This is a genomic window from Streptococcus plurextorum DSM 22810 (assembly GCF_000423745.1).
Classification (GTDB): Bacteria; Bacillota; Bacilli; order Lactobacillales; family Streptococcaceae; genus Streptococcus; species Streptococcus plurextorum.
On sequence record NZ_AUIO01000002.1, the window covers coordinates 128,087 to 143,833 of the forward strand.

General features: G+C 39.3%; 15 protein-coding genes. 5 read left to right on the forward strand and 10 right to left on the reverse strand.

All coding sequences use genetic code 11. The features are described 5' to 3' along the window. The 3 genes from G575_RS12560 to G575_RS0102540 are packed head-to-tail and all read right to left on the reverse strand — an operon-like array spanning position 1 to position 4,038. Entirely contained in the window at positions 1-558 is a 558-nt protein-coding gene (locus tag G575_RS12560; RefSeq protein ID WP_211218381.1) for an MFS transporter, read from the reverse strand. Position 559: 1 nt separating this feature from the next. Then, positions 560-2,572 (reverse strand): beta-galactosidase, encoded by a 2,013-nt coding sequence (locus G575_RS0102535; protein ID WP_027971312.1) that lies wholly within the window; start codon positions 2,570-2,572, stop codon positions 560-562. A gap of 8 nt (positions 2,573-2,580) precedes the next feature. Then, positions 2,581-4,038 carry a family 43 glycosylhydrolase gene (locus G575_RS0102540; protein WP_027971313.1) on the reverse strand — a complete coding sequence of 486 codons (1,458 nt, stop codon included), beginning with the start codon at positions 4,036-4,038 and terminating at the stop codon, positions 2,581-2,583. Positions 4,039-4,163: 125 nt separating this feature from the next. Here G575_RS0102540 and G575_RS0102545 point away from each other — a divergent pair, with 125 nt between their 5' ends. After that, entirely contained in the window at positions 4,164-5,354 is a 1,191-nt protein-coding gene (locus G575_RS0102545) for a helix-turn-helix transcriptional regulator (protein ID WP_027971314.1), read from the forward strand. A gap of 44 nt (positions 5,355-5,398) precedes the next feature. Here the strand turns inward: G575_RS0102545 and araA are convergent, their stop codons facing one another. The 5 genes from araA to tpx form a co-directional block, all read right to left on the reverse strand. Next, positions 5,399-6,823 carry an L-arabinose isomerase gene (araA, locus tag G575_RS0102550; RefSeq protein ID WP_027971315.1) on the reverse strand — a complete coding sequence of 475 codons (1,425 nt, stop codon included), beginning with the start codon at positions 6,821-6,823 and terminating at the stop codon, positions 5,399-5,401. Between the two features lie 30 nt (positions 6,824-6,853). Beyond that, positions 6,854-7,549, reverse strand: coding sequence for an L-ribulose-5-phosphate 4-epimerase (locus tag G575_RS0102555; protein WP_027971316.1), 696 nt, complete (start codon positions 7,547-7,549; stop codon positions 6,854-6,856). A gap of 5 nt (positions 7,550-7,554) precedes the next feature. Then, positions 7,555-9,147 (reverse strand): xylulokinase, encoded by a 1,593-nt coding sequence (locus tag G575_RS0102560; RefSeq protein WP_027971317.1) that lies wholly within the window; start codon positions 9,145-9,147, stop codon positions 7,555-7,557. 316 nt (positions 9,148-9,463) lie between these two features. After that, positions 9,464-10,543 carry a GntR family transcriptional regulator gene (locus G575_RS0102565; protein WP_027971318.1) on the reverse strand — a complete coding sequence of 360 codons (1,080 nt, stop codon included), beginning with the start codon at positions 10,541-10,543 and terminating at the stop codon, positions 9,464-9,466. Between the two features lie 188 nt (positions 10,544-10,731). Next, a complete protein-coding gene (gene tpx / locus G575_RS0102570) occupies positions 10,732-11,217 on the reverse strand; it encodes a thiol peroxidase (protein ID WP_027971319.1) in 486 nt (161 codons plus the stop codon). Positions 11,218-11,508: 291 nt separating this feature from the next. On the opposite strand from tpx, the gene G575_RS12090 reads away from it, so the two are divergent. From G575_RS12090 to G575_RS0102595, 4 genes are all read left to right on the forward strand, one after another. Continuing rightward, positions 11,509-11,652, forward strand: a complete 144-nt coding sequence (locus G575_RS12090) for a hypothetical protein (protein WP_156874703.1) — start codon at positions 11,509-11,511, stop codon at positions 11,650-11,652. Positions 11,653-11,830: 178 nt separating this feature from the next. Further along, positions 11,831-12,382 (forward strand): hypothetical protein, encoded by a 552-nt coding sequence (locus tag G575_RS0102585; RefSeq protein ID WP_037622527.1) that lies wholly within the window; start codon positions 11,831-11,833, stop codon positions 12,380-12,382. Further along, complete coding sequence (locus tag G575_RS12095) at positions 12,367-12,516, forward strand: hypothetical protein (RefSeq protein WP_156874704.1); 150 nt, start codon at positions 12,367-12,369, stop codon at positions 12,514-12,516. The genes G575_RS0102585 and G575_RS12095 overlap by 16 nt, the downstream gene beginning before the upstream one ends. Beyond that, on the forward strand, positions 12,516-12,920 hold the full coding sequence (locus G575_RS0102595) for a hypothetical protein (protein ID WP_027971321.1): 405 nt from the start codon (positions 12,516-12,518) through the stop codon (positions 12,918-12,920). The genes G575_RS12095 and G575_RS0102595 overlap by 1 nt, the downstream gene beginning before the upstream one ends. A gap of 144 nt (positions 12,921-13,064) precedes the next feature. Here G575_RS0102595 and G575_RS0102600 read toward each other — a convergent pair whose 3' ends face one another. Both G575_RS0102600 and thrS read right to left on the reverse strand, forming a co-directional pair. Next, entirely contained in the window at positions 13,065-13,574 is a 510-nt protein-coding gene (locus G575_RS0102600; protein ID WP_156874705.1) for a hypothetical protein, read from the reverse strand. 215 nt (positions 13,575-13,789) lie between these two features. Next, a complete protein-coding gene (gene thrS / locus G575_RS0102605; protein ID WP_027971323.1) occupies positions 13,790-15,742 on the reverse strand; it encodes a threonine--tRNA ligase in 1,953 nt (650 codons plus the stop codon). Positions 15,743-15,747 lie beyond the last annotated feature (5 nt).

Sequence of the window (15,747 nt, forward strand, 5' to 3'; positions counted from 1 at the left end):
TTAACAACTTTTTAATGTAAATGTGTTGATAAAGAGAGTTCCTGCTGTCGCCAGTAGCATACGAAAAGTTCCTAAAAGGGTCCGTTCATACTGGTTTTGTGTCATCATAGCATTCATTGCAGCGTAAGGCACATTGATTGCCGTAAAGATAATGGTTGACACTAAGTTATAACTCAAGAAGATGTAAATCAATTTAAAGGTTTCACTAGCATCAACGGGCACTGAAAACAGGATAACAGCACTCAAAGCATATGGAACAGCCATTCTTGCCAACCAAATCCTTGCCTTACCATAATTGGATTTGGTACGGTCTACAATCGCTCCCATGATAATATCAGAAATCCCATCAAAAATGCGAGATACCAACAAAATCATACCTACTGAAGCAGCATTAACACCAATAACATCTGTGTAATAGAAAACTAAGAAGACCGAGATCGCAGAGTAAACAATATTCCCTGCAAAATCTCCTGTCCCATAAGCAAAGCGCTCTAAAAAGCTCAGTTTGCTTTGCGGATCTGTATTGTATGAAATACCAAATTCTTTTTTAATAGCCATATTAGACTCCTTCTTCTAAAATGATAAGGTCCCATGGATCAAGGGATAAGGACTGACCAGCCAAAACAGGAACATTGTCTCTAAGGCTCACAGCATTTTTTCTTGCCACAAGACGCTGCTCTTGATTGGAATAATTTAAGAGGTAAGTGACTTGCTTGTGATGATCATTTCGACCTGTTTTCACCACAATTGGGAAACGCTCTTTCGGTAGATGATAAGCAAATTGCTCTGTAAAAATTTTAGCAATAATATCAATAAATGATGACTCTTCTATGAAACATCCTATATAAACGGCCTTACCTTTGCCATAATGATTGGCTGTTATCGCAACATTATCATACCACTGACAGTTCTCGTAGGTTGCTAAAACGTCAGCCGTTAGCGGTTGTAAAAATTCTAGAAATCCTTGAACCTTAGCACCCTTACCAAACTGCTCACTGGATAAGGTTTGCCCTGTAGGGGAGGCAAATTGATTATAGGTCATCCCAAGAGCCTCTTGTAGGTATTTGGGTGTCCCTTCATGTGAAATTTTAAGATTCTCATTAGCAACGCCAGACTTAAAGCTCATCAAAAGCTTACCACCACCTTTGACAAAGGCAACCAATTCCTGATAAACATGGTCTGGTGCTGCATACAAGGCCGGTACGACTAAAATCTCATAGTCAGACCATCCTTTTGAATCAACAGAGACAATATCACACTCGATGTTGAGCTTGTATAGGGCGGTATAATAGGCACGAACAACCTCATTATAACCAAGAGTGGCTGTAAAAGTTGACTGAATATCTATTGGAAAATGTTTCAGTGCTGTCAGTGATTCATTGCTAACCAGCAGTGCCACACGATTATCTTTTTTTAAATTAACCAATTTGGGTGACAAGCGCTTTAATTCATTACCAACAGTAACCGCTTCCTGATAAGTTTTATTTTCAGCAAAATCATGAGATAACAATCCCCGCCAATAGCTTTCCGCAGAATTATGGATCGAATGCCAATGCCAATACATCACCCCATTAGCTCCACTAGCTAAATGACTATAGGCTTGTAAAATGAGTTGATTTTTATATGGCAGCATATTAGAAAAGCCTTGAGCCTGCGTCTCTACAACTAAATAATTATCTTTTTTCAAGTTGCGCGTACTGTCACCACAAAAAGCAATTTCTAATCCTGTTAACTGATCTTGACTGGGATGGTAAATATCACACCCTGCTAAAGTAATAGCGTTTGATGCCTTTGTATGATTAACATCTGGTTGGACCCCATAAGAATATCCTCGCCAGTCAAAATCAAAGTTTTGGGTGATGAACTGATCGTCTCGCTTGTATTCTGCAACAATATCAGCCTGCCACTGTAGAAAATCATCTACTAGTAGCCGTTGGTATTTTTCAAATTCTGCAGCCAAGCTCCCGTTGATAGTGCCATTAACATTAGGAAAATTTTCCCATGAGTCAATGCGATTGCTCCAATAATCCAATCCAAAAGCCGCATTCATCGCCTCTAAACTACCAGCAAATTTCTCTTTCAAGTAGTCGATAAAAGCTCGCTGAACATTGCGACTTGAGGTGCCGTAGGCTTTCGTCTCATTATCAATTTGAAAACCAATAACATTCTCATAATGTGCAGAAACTTTCATCAGTTCTCTGATAATGCGCTCAGCATAATAGAGGTAGGTTTTGTTGGTGATGTCCATTGATTGACGCATCCCATATAAGGCGCGGCCGCTCCCTTTTCGTTCAACCATAACAGTTGGATCCTGTTCGACCAACCAGGTTGGAACCGCGTAAGTCGGCGTCCCTACAATAACCTTAATATCCGCATCGGCCATGGCTTCAATCACTCGAGTCACACTTGAAAAATCAAAATTTCCCGGGCTTTTTTCATAAGTAGACCAAGTCGATTCCGCGATACGAACAACATTAATACCTGCCTTTTTCATTAAGGCAATATCTTCTTTCAACCGATCATAGGGCATATACTCATCGTAGTAAGCCACTCCGTATAAAATGTCCTTCATCCTGTCTCCTAATCTAGCCTGAAGCACTTAAAGTTTAAACTGCCTTGTCCTTTAAAGGTCACATAAAGAGCCTGTTTTCCAGTCACATTGCTTGTGACGTTTGCTTTTGAAGTTACCCAATCTTGACTTTCTGAGACATCGACGCTTGCAATAGCCTCACCACCTTTTTCTAATGAAAATACCAGCTGTCCTTGACCTGTTCCTGATGTTTCAACGGTCACTTCTCCTAATTGAGAGAATTCAAAATATTTATAGCCAGCAAGCGCCCCATCACGCATATTACAGATGTATTGACTATCTTCTAGAGAGCCATCAGCTAATTCTTGAGTAATATAAGGGTGTTCCTTTTTCAATTCAACAGTAGCAACCTCAACACTCTTGATTGCACCATTTGGTCCCATTAAGTGACAGGCAATCGCCGCAGGATAGGTTCCTTTCCCTTTTAGCGGACCTCCATTTAACCCACAACTTGTTAATTCGGCTTGATTAAAATGCCCCTGTTCTGTCATTTGTAGCTCTTCTGCCACACCTTGGCGTGAAAACTCTGTCTGATTGGTCTGACGATGCCCAAAGATATAATATTTTCCGTTAATAGAAGCAATCGACCCATGATTATTTCCCCAATAATTCTGGGGCACCTTGTAGCCATTAACACCAAGGTCTGCATTAGAATGCAAAACACCTCCAAAGACAAAACCTTCTGTTGGCGAATCACTGATAGCATAGGCCAACTCATGACTCAAAAAGGTAGAATAAATAAAATAATATTTGCCATTCAATTTACGCATGGAGCTAGCTTCAAAAAATTCATGCCCCTCAAAGGAAGTTCCCTTACCATCCCAAACATTTGGAATCACTTGTTTAGGAGCAGATTTTAAGGTAATCATATCAGCTTCCAGCTCCACCACATGATTCCCAATCTTTGTTAGAGATATGCCCATGATTTCCTTCACTTTAGCAACAATTTCTGGGGCTGGTGCAAATCCAGTGTAAAGATAGATACGCTTATCATCATCCACTAAAACACCAGGATCAAACTGAAAAGGGTCATTTTCTAGGTCATCACCGTAAATCCTACCATCTGCATGCCTAACATAGTCCAAAAAAGCAAATGGACCAGTAGGAGTGTCTGCCACTGCTACAGAGATTCTGCTATAAAAATCCATTCCATAGTAAAGATAATAACGACCGTCTAATCCTTGAACAAGATCTGGGGCATACATATTATACGCGCCATCTGGATTAAAAGGATCCTGTGTCTTTTGATAAATGACACCTTCATAGCGCCAGTCAGACAAATCATCGACTGGAGCCGAATAGCAAACATAATCGTTTTGACAATACATATCACCATTAAACCGATCATGGCTTCCGTAAATATAAAGGCGATTGCCAAAAACTCGAGGTTCCCCATCTGGTATATACTCATAGCTAGGCAAGTAAGGATTAAATACCTGTTTTTTCATGAAAGACTCCTTTTGTAAGCGTTTTTATAATGTTATTGTAATGACTTTTATTTATAAAATATATAAAAATATACTCTTTTTTGGTAAAATCAAATCATAATATAAAAATATCAAGAGGTTTTTTGATGAAGCAAGACACCTATCTTTTAAAATATCTGGCTAATAAATTGAAAACAACTATCAGTGTTTATCAAGCAGGACAACGGCAATTTTCCATTTGCACCAACAAAGACCTTTACGATAGCTATTCTCCTTTGGAAGAAAACATTTCAAATTTACTCCTATCTGTCTCTCGACTCTCTGAACCTCGATTAATTAGTTTAAACACAACCTATTGCTTTGTAGTCATTAGTCACAAAGACTATGCTATTATCATTGGTCCATTGAAAACAGTTGACATTCAATCACTCAAGTATCAATTTACCATAACAAATATAGCCTTCTTAGACGACTCTCTTGTCCCTGTATTTTCTATCAGTGATATTGTTGAATACGCTATCTTACTCAACAATACCATTAACATTTTTGAAATGACCGAAGCGGATGTATTTGAAACCAACATCAATTTCTTGAAACAGTCCATAAAAACGGATCTCACCAATAGGCTGTATCACAGGCTTGAAAACGGAGAATATCATAACTCCTATTCTCAGGAGAGACGGGAGCAACACGCGATAGAAACGGGGAATCTGATTAAATTAAGAGAAAGTTGGCAAGAAGTTTATACGGGAAAGATTGGGATATTATCCGATGACGAATTGCGACATTATCGCAATCTCGGTATTGTCATCATCACGCTTGCCTCCAGATCTGCAATGAGAGGAGGGGCACAGCCCGAAATTTGCTATTCTATGAGCGACAACTATATCCAGAAAATCGAAAAAATGGATAATATCAATATGATTTTTTCCTTAATCCATCAAGCTGAGATTGAATACACCCTTCTTGTCAAGCAAACTCAAACAATCATCAAAGGCACAAAAAATGAATCCCTCCACCCTTTTGTTATCAAAAGCAAAGAATACATTGTAGAACATTTACATAAACCGATAACACTCTCTGAACTTGCTAATGCCATCCCTTGCTCAGCCAGCTACCTTGTTAAGCTCTTTAAAACAAATCTTAACCTTTCTATTCAAGAACACATTACAAAAGAGCGCTGCCGATATGCCGAAGACCTACTGGCTTACAGTAATAAGAGTATCAGTGACATTGCCACAACACTGGGCTATACCTCACAGAGTTACTTTAGTAAAGTTTTCAAAAAAGAGACAGGTTACAGCCCACTCAACTATCGGGCTAAATTTAGAATATAAACCATAAAAAATGCTAGTAGATCGTCGTCTACTAGCATTTTGACTTATTTAATGAGAACATACTCAAGGCCAACTAATTTTGCCCAAGCCATCACTTGCTCTGAGGTCACATTCAATGACACTACCGTATGATGGCCTCCCCCTGCCTCAATCCAAGATTTGACACCTTCTTGAAAGTTTGGTTTAACTTCCCACAAAACACGTGCCACGGGTAGATTTGGAGCTTCTTTCGTGGGTTCAAAAGCTTGAACTTCATTGATTAACAGTTTAAAGTGACTTCCAAAATCGGCCATTGACACAACCACCCCGTCTCCAGCTTTACCATCAAAGACTAAGCGTGCAGGATCTGATTTTCCGCCAATACCTAGCGGAGCAACCACAATCTTAGGTTTATCAGCAGCCAGACTTGGATCAACCTCTAACATATGAGATTGCAACACAGCCTCTTTTCCAAGCGCCAGCTCATAGGTATAATCTTCCATAAAGCCTGTGTTTTGATTGCGAGCCATAATTTTCATCAATCGGTCAAGTGCAGCTGTTTTCCAGTCTCCTTCACCTGCAAATCCATACCCCTGAGCCATCAGACGTTGTACCGCTAAACCCGGTAACTGATTCATGCCATGCAAATCTTCAAAGGTATCGGTAAATGCTGAATAGCCTCCGGCATCAAGAAAACGTTTGAGGGCAATCTCATATTTAGCTTGTTCTTTGACGTGATTCTCCCATACGTTTTTATCATAGCTTCCATAATCAAAATCATAAAGCCTCTGATACTCAGCGAAAAGCTCTTCAACATCATCATTTGTCACCTGATTGATGACATCAACCAAATCGCCAACACCATAATAATCAACTGTCCAGCCAAACTGAATTTGAGCCTCGATTTTATCCCCATCAGTCACAGCTACATGTCGCATATTATCACCAAAACGCGCTACTTTAATATGAAAACTCTCATTGTAGGCTACTGCCATGTCCATCCATTGACCAATCTGAACCTGAACCCTTTCATGTCGCCAATAGCCAACCACAACTTTATTGTTTTTCTTGAGTCGTGCATTGATAAAACCATACTCACGATCACCATGTGCTGATTGATTAAGGTTCATAAAATCCATATCAATCGTTTCCCATGGAATAGACTCATTAAATTGCGTTGCTAAGTGCAAAAGTGGTTTCTGTAGCAGCTTTGTCCCACGAATCCACATTTTAGCAGGTGAAAAGGTATGCATCCAAGTAACAACACCCGCAACCTGATCTCTGTAATTAATTTCTTTCATCAATTTCGTGATGGTATCTGCTGAGACCGCTAATTCTTCTTGGAAAATTAAAGGATAGGGCAAGTGACCACTGGCATTCAAGTAGGCAACCATTTCACGCGCATGTTTTTTGACTTCTTCAAGAGCCTCTTCACCATAGAGGTGTTGAGAGCCAACCACAAACCAAAATTCTTTCTGTGTTTCTAACATTTGTAAACTCCTTTTATTCGGTAATCACCTTTATTTTTGACCATAATAAGCATCCTTGCCATGCTTTCTCAAATAGTGTTTATCTAAAATATACTGAGGCAACCCTGAAGCCATTGGATTCAGGAGGCGTGTAATGGTATTCATACGACAGATTTCTTCCAGAACAACTGCATGCATGACAGCATCAGCTGCGTCTTTCCCCCAAGTAAAGGGACCATGTCCTTGTAGCAGAATTCCTGGAATCGCTGTGGGGTTTAAGTCACGTCTGCGAAATGTTTCAACAATGACATTCCCAGTCTCAAACTCGTATGCCCTCTCTACTTCTTCTGGTGTCAAGAATCGGGCACAAGGCACTGTGCCGTAGAAAGTGTCCGCATGAGTGGTCCCTAGAGCAGGCAAGTCCAACCCCGCTTGCGCCCAAGACGTTGCCCAAGGTGAATGCGTGTGAACAATCCCTCCAATCTCAGCGTAGGTCTTATATAATAGCGCATGGGTTGGCATATCTGACGAGGGACGGAGTCCTCCCTCAATCACATTACCATCAAAGTCACAAACGACCATATCTTCTGCTCTCATATCATGGTAGTCGACACCTGATGGCTTGATGACAAATAGTTCCCTTTCTCGATCAACTTGACTGACATTTCCCCAAGTGTATTGGATTAAATGCCGTTTAGGTAATTCTAAATTTGCCTGAAATACCTTTTCTTTTAAGCCTTCTAACATTTTTCTTACCTCCTAAGAGCATTAACTGCTGCTCTTTCAATAACCAAACCCTTCTGATACCTTTCCAAATAAGTCTGGAATCCTTCCTCATCAGCTGGGTTAGGATGAATAGTATGATGAGTGACCTCTGAAAAGACAAGCTGATCAAGGTAGGCTTCAAGGCTCCGCTCCTCATCATTGAGATAGTCAGCCAAAAGAGCTATCCCCCAAGCTCCTCCCTCACCTGCTGTCTCCATTGTAGCAATTGGTGTGGACAAAGCTGCTGCTAACAGACCTTGAGCTACCCCAGGAGTTTTAAAGATGCCACCATGCCCTAAAATACGATCAATTTGAATATGCTCAGCGCCAATTAACTTCTCCATCCCAATAGTTAAGGTTGAAAAAGCTGATAATAATAAACTACGCATAAAATTTGATAGTGTGAATTGACTGTCAGGCCTCCTCACAAAGAGCGGACAGCCTTCTGTTAGATGAGTGATACTTTCTCCAGAATAGTACCCGTAAGCGAGCAAACCACCGCAATCCTTATCGCCTGACATAGCTTCCTGAAAGAGCAAAGAATAGAGTTCTTGGCTCGTCACGGGGTTATCTGTTAGCTCACTAAATTCTTTAAAGAGTGTGACCCAAGCATTAATGTCCGAACTGCAATTATTAGCATGAACCATGGCAACTGGATGGCCAACAGGAGTTGTCACAATATCAATTTCGGGATAATAGTGTTTCAAGTCCTGCTCTAAAACCACCATGGCAAATATCGAAGTCCCAGCTGAGATGTTCCCTCTTCTTCTTGCAATGCTATTTGTCGCTACCATCCCAGTTCCTGCATCACCTTCTGGCGGACACATCCTAGCCCCTGACACTAATTGACCACTAGGATCTAAGAGCTTGGCACCTTCCTCTGTTAGAATCCCCGCCACTTTACCAGCAGTCATTACTTTTGGTAATAGTTGTTGTAACGTCCAGCCTAACTGTCTATCTGCTATTTTTCTAGAAAATGTTTCTAAAAAATCCAACCGATAATCCCCTGTTTGTGAATCAATTGGGAACATCCCCGAAGCATCCCCTACCCCTAAAACTTTTTGACCCGTTAATTGCCAATGAACATAACCCGCTAGAGTTGTGAGGTAGTTAATTCTAGCAACATGATCTTCTTTATCTAAGATAGCTTGATAGAGATGAGCAATGCTCCAACGTTCAGGGATATTGAAATTAAAAAGCTGACTAAGCTCTGAGGCAGCTTGACTAGCTGTGCTATTGCGCCAAGTTCTAAAAGGGACAAGTAAACAATGCTGATCATCAAATGCCATATAGCCATGCATCATAGCACTAATGCCAATTTGCCCAATTCGTGTTAAGGAAAACCGATACCGCTCCTCGACATTTTTAACCAGGTTGTGATAAGCCGTCTGAAGTCCCAACCAAATAGCTTCTAGAGAGTAGGTCCAAATACCATCAAGGAACTGATTTTCCCACTCATAGTTACCTGTCGCAATGGGCTGCTGTCTACTATCAATTAACACTGCCTTAATACGCGTTGATCCAAGCTCTATCCCGAGAGAAGTACGACCACTACTAAGGTCATCTATTATTTTTTCCATATTAAAGCCTCCTATTTGTATTCGCTTACATTTTAACACAAGGTGTATGTACATGTAAAGATATTTTTTTATATGTATGTACATTTTATAAAAAATACGCTAGATTCTCTAGCGTCAAAATATAGATAAGCGCCTTTAAACCAGCAAAATTTGGATAGGTTTACGTGAACTGATCATGTGTTAAACTCTTAGAAACCTTGATCGTTCAATAGTTCTAAAAGTTTTTAAGTGTTATCACAAAGAAAAAAGATTGAAGAAAATTGACTTTTTCTTCAATCTCACGATAGATTCCCTAACGTCTCTTTACTTATACAAATCAATCAAGCCTGATTGGAACCACAGACTCTCGAACCTTGAGTTCTGGGTCGTAAGATATGCTCGTCAAACTCGACTGCCTTTCAATGTAATTCACTATTTGTACCGCAACAGCTCTTCCCAGAATGTCTTTAGGATGGCAAATACTTGTCAATTGGTGTGCTTCCGCAAGAAAGGAATCGTCATGACTGACAATTGATATTTCCCTTGGAAGGTGTTTACCCAAAGCCTTTAACTGTTGGAGGAGTTCGCTGGCCACTAAATCATTGTAACAGACAATCGCCGTTGGCGCATCATCCTGACACAATACATGATCAACATAATCCTTGATAACCTGACTTTGATTCTGGGTGTTAAAGGTCGCAATAAAAGAGGCATCATAGGTAAGGTTTGCCTGTTTGTGTTTTTTAAGGTAGCCCTTTAACCTTAGCTTTCCTTGTAAATCATCTAATTTTGTCAGAATACCAATCTTACGATGTCCACTGTCAATCAGATGCCCTGTCGCTAGATAGCCTGCTTTTTCATCATCAATACTGGCATAAGGAAAGTCCAAAAGATCATAATAAGCATTGATAAAATAAATGGGAATCCCTAGATCATTGAAACGAGAATAATAAGCAATATTGGGATTGTATTCATTACTTGCTGTCGGCTCTATCAACAATCCAGCAACTCCCATTGCCATCATCTTTTGCAAACATCGGAGCTCTTCTTTGGGATCGTTATTAGTTGCGCTTAGAATCAAAGAATACCCTCGTTTTCGTAACTCCGATTCTATTCCTTCAATAATTTTAGGGAAAATATAGTCTGAAATATAGGTCGTGATCAAACCAATTGTTTTACTTCCCTTTTGACTGATGGTGTCATGAGTAGAGTAATCTAAAACATAAGTGCCTACTCCCTTCTCAGCACGTAGATAGCCTGCTTGTATTAAAAGGCCTAAGGCTTGTCTAATGGTTTGACGACTAACTTGATAACTCTGTGCCAAACTATTTTCTGGCGGAATAAGCTGACCAACGCTATATTCCTGCTTTAATATCTTATCAAGTAAATCATCGGCAATTCTCTGATATTTACTCATTTCATTCCTCAATCTCTATACACTAATCATCCATAACATCTTGTCACCATAATTATACAGAATCCTAAATACGATGTCAAAGTGGGATTTCCTGTACTTCACCTGTTCATTCAAAAAAGAAGCCCTTTCGGACTTCTACACTCTTTAGATTCGCCTGATACCATACCAGTCAAGCATCGTCTTACTCTTTATTTTACAGCAGCCAGGGCCGCTTCATAGTCGGGGTGTTCGTTGACATTATCCAGGTATTCCACGTAGGTGATTTCATTGTCGGCATTGAGGACAAAGACCGCACGTGCCAGCAAATTCCACTCCCGCATGAGCACACCGTAGGATTTGCCAAAGGCATGGTCATAGTAATCAGACAGAGTCACTGCATCGTCCAATCCAGCAGCTCCGCACCAGCGTTTTTGAGCAAAGGGAAGGTCTGCGGAAATGGTCACGACAACCGTATGGTCACGGTCAGCCAGTTCCTGATTGAAGCGACGGGTCTGGGTGTCACAAATACCTGTATCAATGGACGGAACGACACTGATAATTTTAGTCTGCTTGCCAAAGTCCTTGAGACTTTTCAGGCTCAAATCATTAGCCATAAGCACAAAATCAGGGGCAGTATCTCCCACCTGCAAACGCGGACCTACCAAGGTCACCGGCTTACCAATAAAAGTCGTCATAAACATCTCCTTATCGTTTAATATAGTCATTGTAAGCGTTTTTGATAAAAAACACCACTTTTTTGACCGAAGATTGATGAATCTGACCAAGGAGTTCGGTAAACCAATGATGAACTTTATGGGAATTGAAGACTTAAAAGGAGTTTATCCCTTTTAGGTAATCTAAAGATTTAGACACTGGCTTATGTTATAATAGGTTTAGTGAGATAAAAATTTTTGTACAAACTAAAGTGAGACCAGAAGTATTACAATTAAAAGACATGGGCAAAATGCCTACAGAGTCAATTAACGATGATGAAACAAGAGTTTCAAACCGAAAATAAACTAATTGATCCCGATACATATAAACCTGATATTAACGAAAAAGCAACATTATATGATTATAAATCAGGTAAAAAAGGAAATTATGTTAATGGAAAATGGACTTGTAATTAAAAAAAATGGCTATGCTAAAAGAAAAATTAACGACTAATTCACTTGGAAAAATTGAACTGAGAAAATCCATAGATTACTTAAAAGAAGATTTTAAGAAGTATTGTATGGAAGGCAATTTAATTTATGAACACTATGCTTACATTTTTTAAGCATTAAAATTTATGAAAGTATTAAACTTATGAGTAGTGTTTGGACATTTAAAGAAAACGAAGATTATCACAAACTTTATGATTGTGCTGTTTCACCAGAGTATGTAGATTCTTTATGGATATACCAAGGATTTCCTCTAAAAGAGGATGAAGAGGATAAAGATTGGAAAGAGCCATCATTCAGTATACAGTATGGGGACTTTCCAGATTTTATACTAAATGATTGTCAATGGATTTTATGCTCAGAAAGATTAAAAGATTGTATTTCTAAAAATATAAGTGACTCCAAGGTAAAATGGCTACCTATAAAAGTGATTAATGGAGATACATTTTGTAGATACTATTCCATGTTAATAGAAGATTTTTTCAAAGAAGATATTATTGTCAATCACGAAATGTCTAGAAAACTAAAAAATGGAGAAATTTATTTACCTATATTCATATATAATAGAATTAAAAATCTTGATTTATTTGTTGTACAAAACGATGGTATTCATATTTTTATTTCAGACAAGCTAAAAAAAGTATTAGAAGTAGAAAAATTTAAAGGTCTAGGATTTGAACAATGGGAAGTAAAATAAGTATTGATAATTATAAAGAGCTGGATACTTCAGCATTTGAAAATTTTACTGAAGCAAAAATAAGTTTATCAGAGAAAATAAAAAACAATTATGAAATAATTACAGAAATGAAATTACAAAAAGTAGAACTATAATGAAAAATAATAAAATAGAAACATTTAATGTAAAATGGGGTATTTATATAACATTGTTTATGACAATTGTGGGCTTTCCTTTAGTTCTTTGGATAATGGAAATATATAGTATATATTCTCCTCGTGTAATATTACCATTTTTTTTCGGAATATTTATTATTGGAATACTTGAAACTAAATATACGCTTGTTATTACTGATAATGCTATTCTTGATAAGAAAAAAACAATACTTTTACAAGATATAAAATCTTATTATATTTGTAATTATGGGAGAAAAGCTTTTATATTTCGAATAACAATGTTGGATAATCAGCAACGATTTTATATCTCTCCAGAAGTAGAAAAAAAAGGAAATGATAATAGAATTTTTCAAATCATGTCCAAAAAAACAAAATTTTACTGATAAATTATTGTTGCTTTATCCGTATTTTTTGTTTTTAGTCTATGGTATAGCAATATTAATTTTTAGTATTAATCTATAATATATAATTATAATATTACTTGGGTCTATGAAACAAGCTCACTTGTACCGTTTGTCAAATGACAGTTACTGTTTTTCATATTCATAAATAATCTTGTGCTTTTTTTCTATGATATTCTCTTGAAAAGAGTTTTCTAGAAGAATCGGTTTGAGGGTTTCTGTGATTAACTGTTTTGCCTTTGCTGTATCTTTTTTGCTAGTGGCCATAAATCCTGTTGCCAGAAATAACTTGTAGTGACTGGCAGAAAGAGTAAAAACTGAGGCTTGAAATTCAGGATTATAACTAAAACTTATCTTATGAATATCTTGAAGAGGTATTTCTTGTAACATAGCATTTCCCTTCTTTATGGTGAAATAATTCTCTTGGCAAGAAAATTCATAATAAGAAGAAAATAGATAGTATGAGAGTGATTTCCATATAATTTTTAGCATGTAAAAAGGAATACCTACTGCAATGAAATGATTCCCAATATCCTTCATCAAAAACAAGGCTATAATAAATGGGATATAAGCGATGAAAAACGGGATAAGTATAGTATATTTCCCCTCCACTGCCTTAAAACGAGTTCTTGCCATTTTGAGTTTCGAATCTTCCATATCATATTTTTTATTGTTCCTAGCAGGCAAAGGCCTGTTTTTATTTTGTCGCTTTTAAGCCATCTTTTCCCTCATGGACAAAGAGATGATGATAACTTAAACTTAGCTTTTTACCCTATGATGTCATATTAACCCAAAACTGGTCATTTTTCCACTCAAAAAGAAGCCCTTTCGGACTTCTCGCTTTATCATTCTTATTCCGCATCTTCAGCTGGACGTGATTTACGGGCAATATCCGCTAGGATATGATCCACAAATTCTGCCACAGACTGAGTTTGCGTTGCCTTGCTTCCGTAGCGACGAACGTTGACAGCATTGTCTTCCATTTCCTTGTCACCGACGATGAGCTGGTATGGAATCTTGCTAGTCTGGCTCTGACGGATCTTGTATTGCATCTTCTCGTTCCGCTCATCCACGTGTACGCGAACGCCACGGTCTTGCAATTCTTTGGCAACCTTCCAAGCATAGTCCAAGTGAGCTTCCACAGAGATTGGAATCATGGTCACTTGGGTTGGAGCCAACCAAGTTGGGAAGGCACCCTTGTAGGTTTCAATCAAGATAGCTGTGAAGCGTTCCATAGTTGAGATAACACCACGGTGAATCATAACTGGGCGGTGCTCCTCACCGTCAGCACCAATGTAGGTCAAGCCAAAACGTTCTGGCAAGAGGAAGTCCAACTGAATGGTTGATAGGGTTTCTTCGTTACCAAGGGCAGTCTTCACTTGGATATCCAATTTCGGACCGTAGAAGGCAGCTTCACCCTCAGCCTCAAAGTAGTCCACGCCCATTTCATCCATGGCACCTTTCAGCATCCGTTGGGCATTTTCCCACATCTCATCGTTATCATAGTACTTCTCTTTGTCCTCTGGGTCACGATAAGAGAGGCGGAAACGGTAGTCATTTAGGTTGAAATCTGCGTACACATCAATAATCAACTGGAGAGCTTTTTTGAACTCTTCTTGGATTTGCTCAGGTGTGACAAAGATATGACCGTCATTGAGGGTCATCTCACGCACCCGTTGCAAACCAGTCAATGCACCTGATTTCTCATAGCGGTGCATCATACCAAGCTCAGCGATACGCACTGGCAATTCGCGGTATGAACGCACATGGTTCTTATAAACTTGAATGTGGTGCGGGCAGTTCATCGGACGAAGAACAAACTCTTCACCGTCACCCATGTCCATAGTTGGGAACATATCTTCTGAATAATGCTCCCAGTGACCTGAGGTCTTGTAGAGCTCAACGGAAGCCAACGGTGGCGTATAAACGTGCTGGTAACCTGAAGCCAATTCCTTGTCTGTGATGTAACGCTCCAAGGTACGACGGATAGTCGCACCATTTGGCAACCAGAATGGCAAACCTTGACCAACTTCTTGGCTGATCATGAAGAGATCCAATTCCTTACCAAGTTTACGGTGGTCACGTTCTTTTGCTTCCTCACGCATTTGAAGGTAAGCCTTGAGGTCTTTCTTGTCAAACCAAGCCGTTCCATAGACCCGTTGCATCATAGGATTTTCGCTCTTACCACGCCAGTAAGCACCTGCGACATTGAGCAATTCAAAAATCTGGATACGACCTGTTGACGGAACGTGTGGGCCACGGCAGAGGTCAACGTATTCGCCTTGGGTATAAATGGTCAAACCACCCTCATCATCCGAGTGTTCTTGAATTAGTTCCAACTTGTAGGGATCATTTTTGAAAATCTCAAGAGCTTCTTCCTTAGTCACTTCACGGCGTTCAGAAGGGAAGTTTTCCTTGACAATTTTAGCCATTTCTTCCTGAATACGTGGCAGGTCTTCATTTGAAATCTGACCAGCCGCGTTGTCCGTATCATAGTAAAAACCATCCTGAATAGCTGGACCAACGCCCAACTTGATGTCTGGGAAAAGGCGACGAGCCGCTTGGGCAAATAAGTGAGCTGCTGAGTGACGCAAGATGTCCAAGGCATCCTCGTGGTCAGGCGTTACGATTTCAAGCGTGCCATCCTCATCAATAGCACGAGTGGTATCAATCAATTTACCATTGAACTTACCAGCAAGTGCCTTTTTCGCCAAAGACTTGCTGATGCTCTCCGCAATTTCAAAAGTTGTCACACCAGCCTGGTACTCACGAACAGCACCATCTGGGAAAGTAATTTTAAGCATATTTA

Excerpts from the sequence above, each read along its gene's own strand:
- G575_RS12560 (WP_211218381.1), bottom strand. The coding sequence starts at position 558 with ATGGCTATTAAAAAAGAATTTGGTATTTCATACAATACAGATCCGCAA.
- G575_RS0102535 (WP_027971312.1), bottom strand. The coding sequence starts at position 2,572 with ATGAAGGACATTTTATACGGAGTGGCTTACTACGATGAGTATATGCCC.
- G575_RS0102540 (WP_027971313.1), bottom strand. The coding sequence starts at position 4,038 with ATGAAAAAACAGGTATTTAATCCTTACTTGCCTAGCTATGAGTATATA.
- G575_RS0102545 (WP_027971314.1), top strand. The coding sequence starts at position 4,164 with ATGAAGCAAGACACCTATCTTTTAAAATATCTGGCTAATAAATTGAAA.
- araA (WP_027971315.1), bottom strand. The coding sequence starts at position 6,823 with ATGTTAGAAACACAGAAAGAATTTTGGTTTGTGGTTGGCTCTCAACAC.
- G575_RS0102555 (WP_027971316.1), bottom strand. The coding sequence starts at position 7,549 with ATGTTAGAAGGCTTAAAAGAAAAGGTATTTCAGGCAAATTTAGAATTA.
- G575_RS0102560 (WP_027971317.1), bottom strand. The coding sequence starts at position 9,147 with ATGGAAAAAATAATAGATGACCTTAGTAGTGGTCGTACTTCTCTCGGG.
- G575_RS0102565 (WP_027971318.1), bottom strand. The coding sequence starts at position 10,543 with ATGAGTAAATATCAGAGAATTGCCGATGATTTACTTGATAAGATATTA.
- tpx (WP_027971319.1), bottom strand. The coding sequence starts at position 11,217 with ATGACGACTTTTATTGGTAAGCCGGTGACCTTGGTAGGTCCGCGTTTG.
- G575_RS12090 (WP_156874703.1), top strand. The coding sequence starts at position 11,509 with ATGATGAAACAAGAGTTTCAAACCGAAAATAAACTAATTGATCCCGAT.
- G575_RS0102585 (WP_037622527.1), top strand. The coding sequence starts at position 11,831 with ATGAGTAGTGTTTGGACATTTAAAGAAAACGAAGATTATCACAAACTT.
- G575_RS12095 (WP_156874704.1), top strand. The coding sequence starts at position 12,367 with ATGGGAAGTAAAATAAGTATTGATAATTATAAAGAGCTGGATACTTCA.
- G575_RS0102595 (WP_027971321.1), top strand. The coding sequence starts at position 12,516 with ATGAAAAATAATAAAATAGAAACATTTAATGTAAAATGGGGTATTTAT.
- G575_RS0102600 (WP_156874705.1), bottom strand. The coding sequence starts at position 13,574 with ATGGCAAGAACTCGTTTTAAGGCAGTGGAGGGGAAATATACTATACTT.
- thrS (WP_027971323.1), bottom strand. The coding sequence starts at position 15,742 with ATGCTTAAAATTACTTTCCCAGATGGTGCTGTTCGTGAGTACCAGGCT.